The organism is Parasphingorhabdus sp. (assembly GCF_041748495.1).
Taxonomy (GTDB): Bacteria; Pseudomonadota; Alphaproteobacteria; order Sphingomonadales; family Sphingomonadaceae; genus Parasphingorhabdus.
The window spans coordinates 1-17,690 of sequence record NZ_JBGTDD010000151.1; the positions used below are offsets into that span (position 1 = coordinate 1).

Annotated in this window: 8 protein-coding genes; 1 reads left to right on the forward strand and 7 read right to left on the reverse strand. The window is 55.7% G+C overall.

The features are described from left to right. Positions 1 to 20: 20 nt before the first annotated feature. From ACEW8J_RS13430 to ppsA, 5 genes are all read right to left on the reverse strand, one after another. Positions 21 to 775, reverse strand: a protein-coding gene (locus ACEW8J_RS13430) for an IS5 family transposase (protein ID WP_373492155.1) whose coding sequence is annotated in 2 segments (ribosomal slippage) — positions 21 to 457 and positions 457 to 775 — 756 coding nt in all. Because the reading frame shifts where the segments join, the coding sequence is not laid out codon by codon here. A gap of 167 nt (positions 776 to 942) precedes the next feature. Then, complete coding sequence (locus tag ACEW8J_RS13435) at positions 943 to 9,435, reverse strand: GH36-type glycosyl hydrolase domain-containing protein (protein WP_373492156.1); 8,493 nt, start codon at positions 9,433 to 9,435, stop codon at positions 943 to 945. A gap of 3 nt (positions 9,436 to 9,438) precedes the next feature. Then, the gene (locus ACEW8J_RS13440; RefSeq protein ID WP_373492157.1) at positions 9,439 to 10,548 is read right to left on the reverse strand and encodes a universal stress protein; all 1,110 of its coding nucleotides are present in this window, start codon (positions 10,546 to 10,548) and stop codon (positions 9,439 to 9,441) included. A gap of 129 nt (positions 10,549 to 10,677) precedes the next feature. Further along, on the reverse strand, positions 10,678 to 11,415 hold the full coding sequence (locus ACEW8J_RS13445) for a Crp/Fnr family transcriptional regulator (protein WP_373492158.1): 738 nt from the start codon (positions 11,413 to 11,415) through the stop codon (positions 10,678 to 10,680). Further along, positions 11,416 to 13,866 carry a phosphoenolpyruvate synthase gene (ppsA, locus tag ACEW8J_RS13450; RefSeq protein ID WP_373492159.1) on the reverse strand — a complete coding sequence of 817 codons (2,451 nt, stop codon included), beginning with the start codon at positions 13,864 to 13,866 and terminating at the stop codon, positions 11,416 to 11,418. 240 nt (positions 13,867 to 14,106) lie between these two features. On the opposite strand from ppsA, the gene ACEW8J_RS13455 reads away from it, so the two are divergent. Further along, positions 14,107 to 15,141, forward strand: a complete 1,035-nt coding sequence (locus ACEW8J_RS13455) for a zinc-dependent alcohol dehydrogenase family protein (RefSeq protein ID WP_373492160.1) — start codon at positions 14,107 to 14,109, stop codon at positions 15,139 to 15,141. On the opposite strand, the gene ACEW8J_RS13460 is transcribed toward ACEW8J_RS13455, so the two are convergent. Both ACEW8J_RS13460 and ACEW8J_RS13465 read right to left on the reverse strand, forming a co-directional pair. Then, entirely contained in the window at positions 15,128 to 16,144 is a 1,017-nt protein-coding gene (locus ACEW8J_RS13460; protein ID WP_373492161.1) for a sodium:calcium antiporter, read from the reverse strand. The two genes, ACEW8J_RS13455 and ACEW8J_RS13460, sit on opposite strands and share 14 nt — an antisense overlap. A gap of 22 nt (positions 16,145 to 16,166) precedes the next feature. Then, the coding region (locus tag ACEW8J_RS13465; RefSeq protein ID WP_373492162.1) for a cation-translocating P-type ATPase at positions 16,167 to 17,690 on the reverse strand (1,524 nt) is incomplete at its 5' end.

The following is a 17,690-nucleotide window of genomic DNA, read 5'->3' on the forward strand; positions in this document are numbered from 1 at the left end:
CTAGGGTCAGGACTCATTGATCACAACCAGAAGATGACGGTCGCAGCAATACAGATGGCTGACAGGAAAGTGTGTGCGCAGCGATCATAGCGGGTGTGGATGCGTCGCCAGTCCTTGATTTTGGCGAACAGGTTTTCGACCCGGTGGCGCTTTTTGTAGACCGCCTTGTCATAGTGATATTGCACCTTGCGGTTGGATTTTGGCGGGATGCAAGGGGTGATGCCGCGCGCTGTCAGCGCGGCGCGAAACCAGTCGCTGTCATAGCCCTTGTCGCCCAGCAGTTCCTTGGCGTTGGGCAATGCGTCAAACAGCAGGACAGCGCCCTTGTGGTCGCTCATCTGGCCCTCGGTCAGCATCATCACGATGGGGCGGCCTTCCCCGTCGCAGACTGCATGCAGCTTCGAGTTCAAGCCACCTTTGGTGCGCCCGATACATCGGGGAAGAGCCCCCCTTTTAAGAGGCTTGCTGCCGTCCGGTGCGCCTTGAGGTGCGTGGCATCGATCATTATCCGGTCGGGTTCTCCGGCCTGTCCCGCCAGTTCGGCAAATATGCGGTTGAAGACGCCCATGCGGCTCCACCGAATGAAGCGGTTGTAGATGGTTTTATGCGGCCCGTAGGTCCGGGGTGCATCGCGCCACCGCAGGCCGTTCTTGATAACATAGATGATGCCCGACACAATCAGCCGGTCATCAACCCGCGGAATACCGTGCGATAGCGGGAAATATGGCTCAATCCGGCGCATCTGCGCCTCACTCAGCAAAAACAGATCATCCACAAGCGGCACCTCCTGATGCCGCCATTGAATCAAATCTCAACGCATCATGCAAGCCATTTAATAGGTCCTGACCCTAAGGGTTCCGGCTGTCCCTAACCGACCCAAACAATCCAGGGTGGCGCGGAGGCTCTGGATTGCCGCTCCAACGTCAGGTAGTCACCCGGGCTTCAGGCAATCCGGACGAGAACTTTCTTCTGACTGCCATCTTTCGGAAACTCCACCTCAAGAGAGGTTTGTTCCACGCCCTCGACAAGAATTTCGACCGGAATATTTGAACCAGCTTTTCGGCGCTCGACTGTTATGTCCAGCGCACCTGTTGGCTGATGATAGACCGCAGAATATCCGTTCCACTCGCTCGGCATGGAAGGGCTGATGATGAGTTTCCCCTTGCGCAATTTCAAACCCAGTATTTCCTCGACTCCCAGTCTCCAGGTCCAGGCTGCGGCACCTGTGTACCAGGTCCAGCCGCCGCGGCCGCCGTGGGTTGCTCCTCCGGCAATATCAGCCGCAACGACATAAGGTTCCACCCGGTATTTCTCGGCTTGTTCGGGATTCCCAACCCGCTTGACCGGATTGAGCATATCGAAAATCTGCATTGCACGATCCGGCTGACCTGACCGGGCAAAGGCGATGCCTAGCCATGTCGCGGCGTGGGAATATTGGCCGCCATTTTCTCTGATTCCGGGTGGATAGGCCCTGATATAGCCGGGATCACGTGGCGTTTTTTCGAACGGTGGCCATAGCAAGCGTGCGATCTGGTCTTGATCATTTACCAGTTCCCGCCAGGCTGCCTCCAATGCGGTTTTTGTCCGCACCGTATCTGCCCCGGCAAACAGAGCCCATGACTGAGAGATGGAATCGATCCGGCATTCCAAATTGTCCGACGAACCCCACGGATGGCCCTCATCATCAAACGCGCGGCGGTACCAGTCGCCATCCCAGCCGGCCTCTTCGCTATGGCCAAGCAGATCTTGGGCCCGCTGTGCCCAGATATCGGCGCGCCGGGCATGACCGGTGCGATAGGCAAGTCTCGAAAAAGCGCTGGCAGTGACGATCGCAAACCAGGCCAGCCAGACACTCTCGCCCTGCCCCTTGTGGCCGATCCGGTCCATGCCATCGTTCCAGTCCCCCGCGCCGATCAGCGGCAGATTGTGACGACCGCGAGTCAGGCCTTTTTCAAGCGCTCTTTGGCAATGTTCGAACAAGCTGTGGTCGATCACATTGGTTTCGAAACCGGCATAGCGGTCATGTTCGTCGGGCTGGAGCGGCGGTGCATGAAGAAACGGAACATCTTCCTGCAAGATCGATTCATCGCCGGTCACCTCGACATAGTGGCAAACCACATAAGGAAGCCAAAGCAGATCGTCGGAGCACCGCGTCCGTACGCCCTTGTCGGAAGGCGGGTGCCACCAGTGCAGTACATCGCCTTCCTCAAACTGGTGGGCGGCACAGTCGAGAATATGATCGCGCACGCGACCCGGATCATTATGGAGAAAGGCCATCATATCCTGTAACTGGTCGCGATATCCGATCGCTCCGCTTGCCTGATAAAATCCTGCCCGCGCCATGATCCGCGACGCCATGGATTGATACAGCAGCCAGCGATTGGTCATAATGTCAAATGCCGGATCGGGCGTATGCACCTCAACCGTCCCGAGCAATTCATCCCAATATTGGGTAAGCTTCTCCAATGCCGGGTCTATGACATCCGAAGCTTTCCACTTGGCGACCAAGGCCTTTGCGTCGATATCGTCCTCTCCCTGCCCGAGAAAAAAGCAAACTTGCGCTGTTCCCCCTGGTTCGAGATCAAGATGTACCTGAAAGGCACCGCAGGGATCGCTGCCCGCCTCCGCCAGTCCTTCAAGACCCCAGCGACGGAGACCGGCCGGGCTTTCAAGACTGCCTTCCCGACCCAGAAATTCCTGGCGGCTGGTTGTAAAGGCGTGCAGCGGTTGATCGGCGGCGAGAAAGGCGGTCCGTTCGGCAAAGTCCGGGTTCCAGTGGTTCCGGGCGAAAATGGCATGCTGTTCAGGCTCATAGGAACAATATACTGTCGGCCGCGATATGCTGCGCAAAGAACCGAGCAGCCAGTCGACATAATAAGTTGCTGTGACCCGGCGATGCCGTGAAGTGTGATTGGTCAGCCGGAGCTGGATGACTTTTACGGGATCGTCAACCGGCACGAAAATCCGCAGATCCTGCTCGATCCCGTGCGATATTTTCCGCCAGTCAGTATAACCGGCGCCATGCCTGATTTCACACGCAGCTTCCCGCCCGGCAGGGCCTGGCGTTGGCGTCCAGATCTCCGCCGTCTCTTCATCGCGCAGATAGAGCGCCTCACTCGGTTCGTCCATCACTGCGTCATTGGTCCAAGCCGTTATCCGGTTCTCACCGCTGTTACGGGCCCAGGTAAATCCGCCGCCTGCTTCCGTCACCACCGAACCAAAACCATCATTTGCCAATATGTTGACCCAGGGTGCGGGGGTTGTCTGATGCGGTTGCAGATAGATCACATATTCCCGGCCATCCGGTTCAAAACCGCCAAGGCCATTGTCAAACAGCAAGTTGTCGGGACGGACCATTGGGGGGATGTCCGCTTCTTCAATCGCTATACTAGCAGGTTCAAAATGCGGCAGTTCCGGCGGCAGACTGAACGCCCTTTCAAGCTGTTCGCCAAGTCTGCCTTGTCCATCCTCGATGACAATTCGCGAAACGGCTTCGACCAGCCGCACCTGATCCGGCCCGATCTGGTCGGCAAACAGCAGATGGATACCACCGTTTCGGCTAAGCATCCATTGGGCGTTCACTTCCTGCAACAGGTCCATCAGATCATCACGAACGGGCTCGATATAACCCGATGCCACCGACTGCAGAATCACCAGATCAACTTCCAGTCCCTGGCTGCGCCACAGTTGGTGAGCGCGGATCAAATCCGGCAATAATGAATCCGGTAATTCGCGCGTCCGCAGCATGAGAATGGGATAGTCACCCGAAAGCGCCATACCCCAAAGGCTGGGTTGACCCAGACGGTTGACCTCGATTGCAGGCGGGTTGGTACGCAAATTCCCGTGCGGATACAATATCAACGAGGCTAACGCCTGAAAGTCCTGATGCTGGCCCTGTTTCAGTCCCAGTTTATCGCTTGCGTGCGCCGCCGCCGAGGACGTATCGTTGATGGCCCAGTCAATTGAGGGCAAGCTTGTATGACGCTCGGCAATTTCAAACGCCGCTTCCCTTGATATCGCTGCGACCGTGACAAAGCAGAGCTCCTTATGTTCAAATGGTTCGAGCTCCAATATGGTTTGCAGCGCCATTATCGGATCCAGCGTCCAGCCTGTTGTTTGCGACAGGCCTTGGTGAGCGCCCACCGGTCGTCGCATTGTTCCGTTGCGCCCGATGAATCGTCGACGGTCCGACTCATGCCCGACCAGCGCGGATGATCGGTCGTTGTTGACGAGGAAGTGCAGCAATACCGGCGGAGTATCACTCAGGTTTCGTGGCCGCCGGGTAAATAATTGCCCGCCGATTGCCGGAATAAATTCGCTGCCAACAAATAGCTTGCTGAAGGCAGGGTGCCGCTCATCCTCCAGCGGTGGTGCCAGAACGACTTCGCCATAACTGGTGATCCTCAGACTGCGCGGACGGCTCCCCAGATTGCCGATGTTCAGTCTGCGTATCTCGATATCATCCCCCGCGGCAACGACGGCTTCCATCCGCACGCTGATATCATGATCGCGGCGATGAAATTCCGCCATATGGCTGTGAAATGTTACGTCATATTGATCCGGTACCTGTCCGGTTGGCTGGCGGGTGGTAGACCAGAGATGGCCGTCCTCTTCATCATGCAGATATATCCACAATCCGCTGGCATCCCGCACCGGGTCTGGGACGAAACGAGTCAGGGCCTTGTGCCGCCATTGCAGGCCGCCTCCGCCTCCGGCCGAGATCGAAGATGACAGACTACCGTTGCCGAGCAGCTGCACTTGCGGACTGCGGGAATAAAGCGGCGGCTGCCATTTTTGCGAGACCGGCGCCGTGTTTGGCCGGCGGCTGGCCAAATCAACGCTTTCCAGTCGCGCTACCTCGGACGGCAGTTCCTGCGGGACTCTCTCGTTGAGCAGCAATGACACGGCGTTGACCCGCGCATCTCGCGCAAACCGACGGACCAGTATGTCATTGCAAAGGCTGTTGCCGATGGCGCACAGGATCATGCCCTGATGATGTGCCATATAGGCGTTCACAGCCATGGCACTGGTGCTGGCTTCCTGTCGCTCCGGCGTGTAGTCAACGGCTTCGAGCATACCATACAGGCCCGAATAGCCGAGCTTGACAAGCGATTTCAGATTAGCCGCCGACTCCGATGGCAAGACCTGCAGGGCAAGCGCCGATGCATAAGGTGCGATAACGAGGTCTTTGGCCAGTCCGCGACGCAGTCCAAGACCGGGGACACCAAAAGCCTGATATTGATAGCGATGTTCAGGGTCTCTTGCCGCATAGGCGGATTCCGAAACACCCCACGGAACTCCTTCTCGTCGGCCGTGCTTTTGCTGCATCTTTACCGCAACTTTCTCGCTCTCGCTCAGCAGCGTTTGCGGACCGCTCAGCATCAGCAGGCGCGGCATCAGATATTCGAACATGGAGCCGTTCCAGGAGACCAGCCCGAGGTCGTTGTCACAGCGCATGACCGGGCGGCCAAGATGGAACCAGTGCTCCAGCGGTACCTCCTTATAGGCAATGGCGAGATAGCTGGCCAGCCGGGCTTCGCTGGCGAGCAGGTCATAATAGTGAGGGTCCAAGCGGTCTGCGCTGACGTTATAACCGATATGAAACAGGCGGCGCTCGCGATCATAATAAGGAGAAAACTCCATCCCTGCAGCATATTTTGCGGTTTTTGCAGCAAGCTTTTTGATCGTCTTGGTCAGCGCCGTTTGATTCTTCCTGCCGGCGGCAACGGCATTTGCGAGAGACTGGAACCACTGAATATCTGCCGGGTGCTCGGTCCGGGCATTTTCAATGGCGCGCAATAGGTGATCAAAAAGCGCGGCGTCCGTCGAGCGCATCAATCGTTCCGCAACTTCGCCATGCAATTCCCGAAGCTCCGGCGAAGGTTCATCCAGCGCCAGCCAGGGAGCGAGTGTTTCAATATCGTGGATCATGGTCACGAGCTGGTGCCGAAGTCGATCAAGCCATGTATGAACTTCGCGCAGATCTGCAGTAGAAATAGCGTCCGTCTCCGCTGCTGCCTCGACTATTAATTCCTGAAAAATGGATATCCGGTTGTCCAGAACCAGTCTCAGCGTGCCGTGCCATTGCAACGGTTTAGCGGCCAGACCATCAAAATTGCTTTGCAACAACTCAACCGCGGATTTCAGCCCATCGGAATTTCCGGGAATCCGGCCTAGCGCTGCGGCAAGTAGGCGCAGGATATCTTCCACTCCTCCCCATTGTTGCGGTTGGACCGCCGGAGCTTTTGCGACTTCTACGAGCAAGGACGTGTAGGCAATCAGGCAACCAGCCATGTTGCCGCTGTCAACGACCGAAACATAGCGCGGTTCAAGTGACTGCAAGGTGAGAGTATCATACCAGTTGAGAAAATGGCCCCGATGCCTTTCCAGCCGGTCCAGCGTTGCATAGGTATTTGCCGTACGGGCAGCCAGTTCTTCAGCACCCAAATAGCCGAAATCCCAAGCGCTCGCGGTCGAGAGCATCATCATTCCGATATTGGTCGGCGATGTCCGGTGGGCTGTTTCAGGATAGGGCTCGCCCTGGTAATTATCCGGTGGCAGCCAATTGTCTTGCGGACCGGCAAAGGTTTCGAAATAGAGCCACGTCCGCCGGGCGAGACCTCGCAAGAACAATCGGTCTTCTTCATCCAGTGGCTTGACCGGCTTGTGGCTCGGCTTGTTGAGCAACAATGTGATTTCAGGCGCAATGAACCACAGGAACAGGAGCGGTGCTGCTGCTGGCAAAGACGCGGGATGGAAAATCTGTATCGCAATGCTGATCGCAACTGCCGTCACTGGCCCGGTCCACATTTGCATCCAGATGGTATTTCGGGAATGACCATTTCTCTGTTTCACCGATACCTGGGCTGCGGTGGTCCACTCTAACCTTTTCTGTTTTGAGATCAGAATACGCCAGATCGTCACTGCAATTGCATGTACCGTAATCGAAGCTTCAAACGGAAGATGAACAATTGCCAGAAACCAGCGACCGGCCTGATCGACCATCTGGGCGAGAAGACCGCGTACGGCACCACGCCTCCGCCCCTGCGCAAGCCCCGTGACGAGGTCGGTGAATATCTGGCCCCCGTGTGCAAAGATCGCCAGTAGAGTCCAGAACCACGGGTTGCCTGGCAGAAAAATCCAGCCGATGACAAGCATGAACAGCAGCGAGGGTGCAACAAGGCTGCGACGCAGATTGTCGACGATCATCCACCTGGAGAGAGCCGAGAGGCCATTGCCTCGCCTTTGCCCATCAGCTTCTCTTACGCGGCGACGAAGCCAGGGCAATAACTGCCAATCACCGCGAACCCACCGGTGCCAGCGTTTGACATATTCAAGATAAGCGCCAGGGAAACCCTCATAGAGTACGATATCGGAAGCAAGCGCCACACGGCCCAGCGCTCCTTCCAGCAAGTCATGACTCAAAATCGTATTCTCGGCTACCCTTCCGTCGATACAACGATGGAATGCAGCAACATCATAAATGCTTTTGCCGACAAAAATACCGATGCCAAACAGGTCTTGATACACATTGGAAACGGCGCGGCTGTATATGTCTATCGCTGTGTCGCCGGCAAAAAAGCGCGTGAAAAATGTCCGGCTGACGCCTTGCGGTTCCATTTCAACCCGCGGTTGAAGAATCGAATAGCCGGAGACGATGTTCCCAGTGACGGGATCAAATCGAGCAACATTCAGGGGATGTGCCAGCGTACCAGCAAGCTTCCTGACAGATCCGGTTGGTAGCATGGTGTCGGCATCAACGGTGATGACAAATCTTATCTCTGAAAGTGCCTGTCGACTTCCTTCATGAATCGAGAAAGCATGGTCATCATCTTCGACGATCAAGCGGTTAAATTGCTCCAGCTTCCCTCTTTTTCTTTCCCAAGCCATCCAGCAATCTTCCGCCCTGTTATAGCGCCGCGAACGGAGCAACAGATGGAAGGGACCAACTCCCTTACTTCCGTGCCGCTCGTTGAGCGACCGGAATTGCTCGACCAGCTGGGAGGTAATCTCATCATCCGTCGGCATATGTTCAGCAGGCGCGTCCGCAAGGTCAGCAAGCAGGGCAACCTGAAGATATCGGTCGCCGTTGGACAGCCAATGGGCTTCGCTCTGCTGGACGAGATCCGATATTTCATCCGCCTTGCCAATCAGGGCAGGTATGACAACTACCGTTTTGCAACTGGATGGAAGGGCTTCGGAAAAATCCATTTTTGCCAGTGTTTTGGGCGGAACAATAAACGTCGCCAGGCGCTGGACGAGCGAGATCGAGAGGGTCGACGCTGGCAGCAGCATGATAAGCAGTGCGCCAGCCCAGTGAACCGGACTTGCCTCAATATACCACAAGTAGATGGCAGGTATGAGGAATGCGCCAATCCAGAAGGATAATTGCGCGAGCGTATAAAAAGGTCCGGCATAGTCGAATGCCAGTCGCCTGAGACGAAGTCCGAGAGGGGGCGTTAGCCCCGCTTCCCGTTCAAAAATCGGTCTGCCCGGTCCGATCAGCCAGTAACCGACATGGTCATCGCCGTGGTTACCAGACGCAGCATTGGCCCGCTTCACGACACTTGCCGCAAGATCCGCTTCGCTCGTACCGGAATAGGTCGAGAGAATTTCGATGGCCCGGCGATATCGGTCCCGCGTCTCGAAATCCATCTGCGCATAATATTGCGAGGGATCCTTTGCCAGGATACTTTCAACCAGGCTGGTCTGGTCGAAAAAATCCTCCCACGAAATGGTAGCGATTAGCGAAAGATTGGCTATTGACCGGGCAACACGCTCGGTATCATCAAGCGAACGGGTAACCTTGGCGTCAGATGTGAGGGCGAATGGTTGCTTGATTTGATCGTGCAGAATCGTACCGAGCGACGAAACCAGAATTTCCAGACAGGCAATCCGCAACATGGTCGGAAAAGCCCAAAGTTCTGCAATGGTGAGGGGACTGCTTCGCTGATAGGCACAGATGAACTGGATCGCCGCAGGCAGGGTTATCTGTAAATGCGTAACCTTCAGTAATGTATGGGCAATCGCAAATACACGCGGGAATCGTGATTTTGGCTCATCCTCCAGCGACGGCAGCTTTGCATAAAAATTGGACGGCAAGTCCTCCCTGATCTGCCGAATGGCCCGGTACACCTGATAGTCATTGTCCAGCAACCATTCGGCGGCCTTCCCAGCATCGGTCGGAGCGTTGGCACAGCATTTTCTCGCGCGCGTCAACCATTCGGCGGCTTCGTCAATATGCCGCCAAGCAGGAACGGGGTCTGGAGCGACATCTGACAGCTTGTGATGATTGTGCAGATCAGCAGCAGCCCTTTCCAGGACACCGACCTCATCCGTGTCACGCTGTCCCCGAGCAGCACCATCCGGATCAACAATTTTCTGACTTTTGGCGTCAGTTTCAGATGCCGTGCTACGCCCAGAAATCTGGCTCACAGCCTAATGTGCCGACTCCCGGAACAGGAGCGGTCCATTCCGCTGATCCTGCATAATGCTGTGATCGACCGGTTTCGACATCTGCTGGCGGATCAGCAGCAGCGGGCATCGGCTATAGCCGGCAACATGCCTGGCAACATCGCCGCAGGACATGTTGTGAATGGCGCCCTTGCCTCTTGCCGACATGACGATCAGATCCGCCCCTTGCCGTTCGGCGAGTTGGAGCAAGCGCTCACGAACGTCACCCTCCTTCTCGACGATGGATCGCACGGCGATGCCGCCGCTGGCCAGTCGGGATTGCATACGATCAAGATAGCTGCGCGCATTTTGTTCGTTGCATTGATTGAGCTTCATCACAAAATCATTGGCCTCCGCATCATCCAGTCCGGTCGTCATGATTTCCGGCTTTGTTATCACATGTGCCAACAGCAGTTCCGCTCCATATTTGCGGGCAATGCGCACCGCGAATGGCAGCACGCTTTCCGCTCGCCATGATCCGTCCAGGGGAACGACAATCCGCCTATAGACAATTTCCTCGTCATCGCTCCCTTCCGGCGGAATCAACAGCAGCGATGCGACCGTGCGGTCCAGTACCATCTGGGCTGTTCTGCCCAGTCCATGTTCATCGACTGAATTTCTCGATCCCGTATTTTCCAGTTCGCACCGCATTGTCATGGCGATCAGATTCTCAGCATTTTCGCCGGTCCAGCGGGAAATTTCCTCACCGGCAACGCCATTGAGCAAGAGCCGGTCCTTTTCAATACATAAGCTGTCTTCCGGCTGGAGAATGCGCGACAGATAATCCAGCGCTTCGCGCATTCTGATCTGCCATTCAATCGGATCGCCGGGATTGGCTTCGGTGGCCCCGCATTGCCAGACATGTGCCAGTTTTACCGGGACATCCAGACCGCGGGCGACAGCCTTGGCATGACGGAATACAAATGATGCATTGCGGGAATTGTCCAGGCACGCAACCACACTCCGGAAAGTCGCCGAGCCAGCCCTTGCCCTGTCAGGGAGGGCTTCGGCAAATATCTTTCCCGGCTTGGCGGATTGCACTATTGGGGCGTTTTCGGCTAAGGCCGCGTCAATCGTCGATGGCTTCGGTTGCATGGGCTGGATCCTTGTAAATCAAACGTGGTTCCCCTGTATCAATTCTAGCAATTCTGTCCTTTCCGCACATTGATCATGGTCAATTTCAAGCGAATTTTTCTCGGATAATGGGCTGGTTGAGTAAATCTCTTACGCATGATCCATTCCAGATTCAGACAGTCGTTCCCGATTGAGAATTTTCAGCAACTGACCTTTATCACTACGACCTGCGTCCTCAATGGTTGCGCCGTCCCGCAATTTTTTCATTGCCCGACTGCAGGTCTCCGGCGCGATTGCAAGATAGGTGGCAATGTCCCTCTGGGTCATCGGCAAATCAATGATCATGCCATCATGTCCGGTTCCCTTCCTTTGCTGCGAAATCCGTGACAGCAAAAAAGTTGCCAGTTTTGAAACGGCGCTTTGCAGTGAGAGAATTGCTATATGGTCCTGCGCCCTCTGTTCCTGGGCATCAATCCAATCCAGAAACTTTTCGCGAGTCGAATGATTTCGCAACAAACGCTCGTAAAATGCCTTCCAGAGAACGGGACGCAATCGTGCAATTGTCAAGGTTTCCGCGGCATAGCGATATTCCTTTCCACCAGTCAGGCCGATAACCTCCCCCGCTGATGGAAAGCCCAGAATGATTTGCCGCCCATCTTCGGTAACCTGGGACAGTTTCAACGTCCCGCTGACAATCTCGAAAGCACCTTCCTGCTTGCCGCCCTGCCTGACGACTACCCGTCCGGCCGGGACATTGCGAACAGTCCTGTCGTGCACATCTTCTGGCCACAGAAAGAGGCTGGTTGAAACTTCGACCAACTCTTTGAAGAGCATCATTTGCTCGGGGAAAAATTTCCCTGCTTCTGGTTTCTCCGCCATATTGTTCATTCAGGCACCTGTCATCAGGACAGGTTTGTCCGTGGTTGGCAATTTTGTCGACACACCGCGCTTATCTTCTCCCGCCAGTCGCTGCATCACGTTTAGCACGCTGTCCGGGCTGAGACTGATGCTGTCGATCCGCCTTGCCACCAACCAGTCGGCAAACCCCGGACGATCAGATGGTGCCTGTCCGCAAATACCACATTTCAAATCATGGCGATGCGCACCCGAAATCGCCTGCTCGATCATGGCCAGAACCGCCGGATCCTCTTCATCAAAATCAGCGGCAAGTATTTCAGAATCCCGGTCCACACCGAGTACCAGCTGGGTCAGATCATTGGATCCGATGGAAAACCCGTCAAACAGCGTGGCGAATTCATTAATCAATAGCACATTACTCGGAATTTCGCACATGATGTAAATTTCAAGGCCGTTCAAGCCCCGCTCAAGACCGTTTTCCGCCATGACAGCCAATACCCGCTTCGCTTCATCGATCGTCCGACAGAATGGTATCATCACAATCACGTTCGACAATCCCATGTCATCGCGAACCCGCTGCAACGCCCGGCATTCGAGTTCAAAGGCGGCCTGGTAGGCGGGATGGATATAGCGGGAGGCACCGCGAAATCCGATCATCGGGTTGTTTTCAACCTGCTCAAAATCACGTCCGCCAAGCAAGGAGGCATATTCGTTCGACTTGAAATCGGAAGTCCGCACGATGACGGGACGAGGATAGAAGGCGGCAGCAATGGTCGCGACACCCTCGGCAAGCCGTGCGACAAAATAATCCGACCCGCTTGCGAAACCGGATGTCAGCGTTTCGATCTGCTTGCGAATCCGTCCGCTGCTGATCCGGTCTGGGGCCAGCAACGCCATTGGATGCGCCTTTATTTCATTGGCGATGATGAATTCGGTCCGTGCCAGTCCGACTCCCGCCACCGGCAAAGCCGCCACCCGAAACGCCGCACCCGGATCGGCAATATTGACCATGAGATCGGTCTCGGGTTTCTCCAGCTTGCCAATATCGACAGTGTCCACGGAATAGGGGATGATCCCGTCTAGTACCCGGCCGGTCATACCCTGCGAACAGTCAACGGTGACTTCCTGGGTTTCTGTCAAAAGCTGCCGTGCATTCTCCGCCCCAACGATCACGGGAATGCCCAGTTCGCGGGCGACAATAGCGGCATGACAGGTCCGGCCACCATGTTCGGTGACGATTGCGGCCGATCTTTTCATCGCCGGTTCCCAGTCGGGCGTGGTGGCGGTTGCCACCAGTATGTCTCCCGGCCTGACAGCTTCCAGTTCGCTACTGTCCTTCACCAACCGTACCGGACCACTGCCAATACGATCGCCGACAGCCTGGCCTTCGACAATCACTTTGCCTTCGCCACCCATATGATATTGCGTTAAAAAGCCGCTATCGGCTGAAGCGTGAATAGTTTCCGGACGGGCCTGCAAAATATATAATGTGCCATCGGGGCCATCCTTTGCCCATTCGATATCCATTGGCGTCGGGTGCCGGTGCCTCTCGCTATAATGTGTTTCAATAGCTACGGATTGCTTTGCAAGCTCGATGATTTCGGGGTCTGTCAAGCAAGGCCTGACCTGATCCGAACGAGGCACGTTGCGCCAGACAGTTGGCTCGGCAGACTTGGAAGCAGCATAGATGAGCTTGGTCTTCTTGCCACCGATCCGGCGTCTCAATATATATTCGTGACCGAGTTTCAGAGTCGGCTTGTGGACAAGAAACTCGTCCGGATCGGCGATACCCTGCACAATCGCCTCACCCAGTCCCCAAAGACCGGTTATCATCACAACGTCCCGGTTCCCGCTTTCCGTATCCAGCGTGAAGATCACTCCGGATGATGCCTTGTCCGCTCGGATCATCCGCTGAATGCCGACCGACAAAGCCACGTCTTTGTGATCAAATCCCTTGTTTGTCCGATAAGAAATGGCGCGCTGGGTGAACAGCGAGGCAAAGCACTGGCGGACGGAATCGACCAGATTCTGGTCGCCGCGAACATTCAGGAAGGTTTCGTGTTGACCGGCAAAGGACGCGCCGGGTAGATCCTCCGCGGTGGCGCTGCTGCGCACCGCAACCGGAACCTTGCTGCCATGTTCGTGACTCAGCTTCCGGTAGGCCTGCCGAATTTCCTCATCAAGGCCTGGCGGTAGCGTTGCAGTTGCGACCATTTCTCGGAGTCGCGCAGACATTCGCGCAGCAGCCCTCATATCAGACCAGTCCGTCGTCAGCAGAATCTGGTCCATCCGGGGCCAGAGCTGATTGCTCTCCAGAAGATCGCGATAAGCCAATGCCGTTACGGCAAAACCCTCGGGAACCTTGATGTTAGCAGACGGCGACCCCGCCAACTCGCCCAGCGAGGCGTTCTTGCCGCCAACAAGCGGAATGTCGTCAAGAGTTAAGGTATCCAGCCAGCGTATATAGTTTTTCTCGGTCATATGCTTCTCTCAAACTAGGCTCCGGCAAACCGCGAATTCATGAAATCCCCGCGCTGATGATCGTGATCAGCTTTCGCTTGTCTGGCATCAACCACAGGCAAGAGTCTTTACGTAATGTTTCGGAGCACCAAGATCCGGAAACACGCACCGTTCGATGATAAGGACCATTACGGGTTTTCAAACGGGATGATGCCACGCAGCATGTTTAGGCCAAAACAGGAGGCTCAAACGGGCAGCAAGATGCCGGAGATACGACGAAAATACCATGCGATGCAGCTGGATGGCCCCGGCCAGTTGCTCCATCTGGTTGAACGCGACATGCCGGTGCCCGGTCCCGGCGAAATGCTTGTCAAAATTCTTGCCTGCGGGGTCTGCCGCACCGATTTGCACATTCTGGACGGTGAAATTCCGGATGTCAGCTATCCCATCGTTCCGGGCCATGAAATTATCGGCCGGGTCGTGGAAATTGGTGATGCTGTGAGCGGGTTTGCAATCGGCGACCGGATCGGCGTCCCCTGGCTGGGCTCCAGCTGCGGCCATTGCAGCTATTGCCTGGCCGATCATGAAAATCTTTGTGACCAGCCACAATTTACCGGCTGCACGCGTGATGGTGGATATGCCAGTCATGTTCTCGCCAGCGCACAATATTGTTTTGCGATTCCGCAACGCTTTTCCCATGTGGAAGCGGCACCTTTGATGTGCGCCGGACTGATCGGCTGGCGCGCCCTGAGAATGGCGGGCCGGGCAAAGACGATCGGCTTTTACGGATTCGGTGCCGCCGCCCATATTCTTGCCCAGATAGCGGTCTGGCAGGGACGGAGCATCTATGCATTTACCAAGCCCGGTGATTTGTCCGGTCAGCGGTTTGCTCGAGAGCTTGGCTGCATCTGGGCAGACGGATCTGATGAATGTCCGCCGGCCGAGCTGGATGCCGCCATCATTTTCGCGCCGGTCGGTGCACTCGTTCCTGCAGCTCTTCGGGCGGTTCGCAAAGGTGGCCGGGTGATCTGCGCCGGCATTCACATGAGTGATATCCCGGCCTTCCCTTATGCTGACCTCTGGGGTGAAAGGGCCATCATGTCCGTCGCCAATCTGACTCGGGTTGATGGTACCGAGTTTCTTGCCGCTGTTGACCGTTCGGGCATCGTACCGACGGTGGAGAGTTTTCCTCTGGCCGAAGCCAATGATGTGCTGGAAAAACTCCGCTACGGGCTTCTGAAGGATGCTGCCGTTCTGCTACCCGAGTACCAGGTTACAAGGTCTAAATCGAACTGATGTACATGATATATGCGTTCAATATATAGATTGTGAACAAGGCGATACTAATCCATCCCACGGCGCGGAAAAGCCTCGTTTCCGGACGGTAAAGCAGTCCAATGATAACAACGCCGCTCATCACCACCGCCGCCAGGGCCGTCGATCCGTGTATCGGGGAGACTGAGTCCAGCAGCGGGCCGTCGAAATATAAGCTATCCTCAACGGCCAAAATCAATATGTTGAAAAGGTTACTGCCGAGCAGATTGGCAATCGCCATGTTCACCGATCCCTGCCGCAACGCAGCCATTGATACTGCCAGTTCCGGCAACGTCGTTGCGGCGGCGACAAACACGGTCCCGACAAACCCCTGGCCGATTGCCATTTTATCCGCAATATTGGCTGCAGAAACCGGCAGTAGAAATCCTCCGATCAAGATGGCGGCGGCCGCCCCCGCTACCCACATCTGCGCCTCCGAAAGTGAAACCGCCGTCGGGGCTCTTGCTGCCTCCTGTGCGGCACTCTCCCGGATTTTGGCTTCGTAATTATAGATGGCCCTGGTTGCGATAATATAGAGGAGCACGATCACGACGGAAGTCGCGCCAATATGGCCGAACGTCGGACTGATACCAAGGCCGCCAACCATGATCATCAGCCCCGCAAATCCGATCAGCATGATGCCGAAGCCGGCAGACAGAATATGCGCCTGTCGCGCCCGACGGTAAACCGATTCACCGCGTACCGCAAAATCCAGAACCACGAGCATTCCCAGATTGAAAACACAGGCACCAAAGACCGCTCCAACCGCGATTTCCGGTGCATTGGCAACAGTAACCGAAGATATGCCGACCGCGAGTTCGGGCAAAGAAGTGATGGAAGCCAACAGGATAAGACCTATCCATTCATCAGATAATCCCCTTTTGGCAGCGATAATTTCCGCATTTCGTGCCAGCTTGGGCCCAGCCGCCAAAATCAGCAGCGCGCAGGCACCAAATAGCAGCCACTGGATCATCAGGCCCGTCACTTCAAAGCCGCAGATGGATTGTTCAATTGCTGATTGATAAGCCCGACTCCAGCACAAAGCGATTCACCAGTGGTTTCAGGATTTGCAGCGCGACGAGCAGTAAAACACCGTAACCGATGACAGCGACAATTTCGAAGATAGAAAGCGTCGCAAAACCCAGAATGGAACGGACCGGATCGAACTGATAAATCACTATCAATACGACTGTCACCGCACCAAATATCGTCAAAAGCGCCTTGTTGCGATAGTCGAATAATGACCGAAGCGTCGCTTTGCTGCTACGATTGGCCAGAATCAGAACCGGAATGCTTGCAATCAAGGCAGCGAATGTCAGCGCGCGGAGTTCCGCCACCGGCATGTTTTGCTCGGCTGCAATGAAAATTCCCAGTGCCAAAGCGCCCATAGAAAGCCCTCCCTGAAATATACTCCATATGACCATCGGCAGGGAAAATAATCGTGCCGCGGGATGGCGCGGCGGACGATGCATGATTTCATCATCTTCCTGTTCGGCTTCAAAAACCAGGGCGCAGGCCGGATCAATCACCATTTCAAGCAATGCGATATGAATGGGGCCGATGAGCATCGGCAATCCGAACATCAGCGGCAGGAGCGCCAGTCCGGCGATTGGTACATGCACCGCAAAAATAAACTCCATGGCTTTGCGGATATTGTCATAGATGCGGCGCCCGAGCCTGATGGCGCTGACGATGGCGCTGAATTGATCGTCAAGCAGAACGAGTGAAGATGCTTCTCTCGCGACATCGGTCCCGCGCGCGCCCATCGCGATGCCGACATGCGCTGCCTTCAGGGATGGCGCGTCATCCACACCGTCTCCGGTCATCGCAACCACTTCCCCACTGCTCTTCAACGCCCGCACCAGGCGGAGCTTTTGTTCGGGCATGATGCGGGCAAAAATATTTGTCGTTCGCAACCGTTGACGGAGTGCGATATCGTCCAGATCGGCAAGCTCTTCGCCGATCATGACAGTGTCACTTTCAATCCCGGCATCGGCGGATATCGACCGGGCCGTCGCCGCGTGGTCGCCCGTAATCATGATGACACGAATACCGGCATTGTGGCATTGCCTCACAGCTTCAGGTGCACTGGCCCGCAGCGGATCAGCAAAACCGATCAAACCGGCGAGCGAAAAATGCTGATCCGACAGATCGGCATGATCGTCCACCTTTTTCCCGCGGGCAGTTGCAACGCCCAAAACCCGGATACCCTTTGCCGCCATGTCTTCGACCGCTTGCATCATCTCCTGCTGTTCGGAATCCGGCAGGTGGCATAGCCCCGCTATTGCCTCCGGTGCGCCTTTGGCGGCGAGAAGCCTGTCGTCATGAGATCGTCCATCATGCCAGATATTTGTCATCGCCAGCAAATCCGGCCGGATCCCGAAATGCTTATCCAGTTCCCAATTTTGTTCATCTGACTGGTCATGCACCAGCAACAAAGCGGACGCGGCGGAATGGATCGCGATATCCATCGGATCCGAGGGTTCGACCTCGCTGGCCAACAGGCCTGTCCGCAGCAGAGGATGAAACGC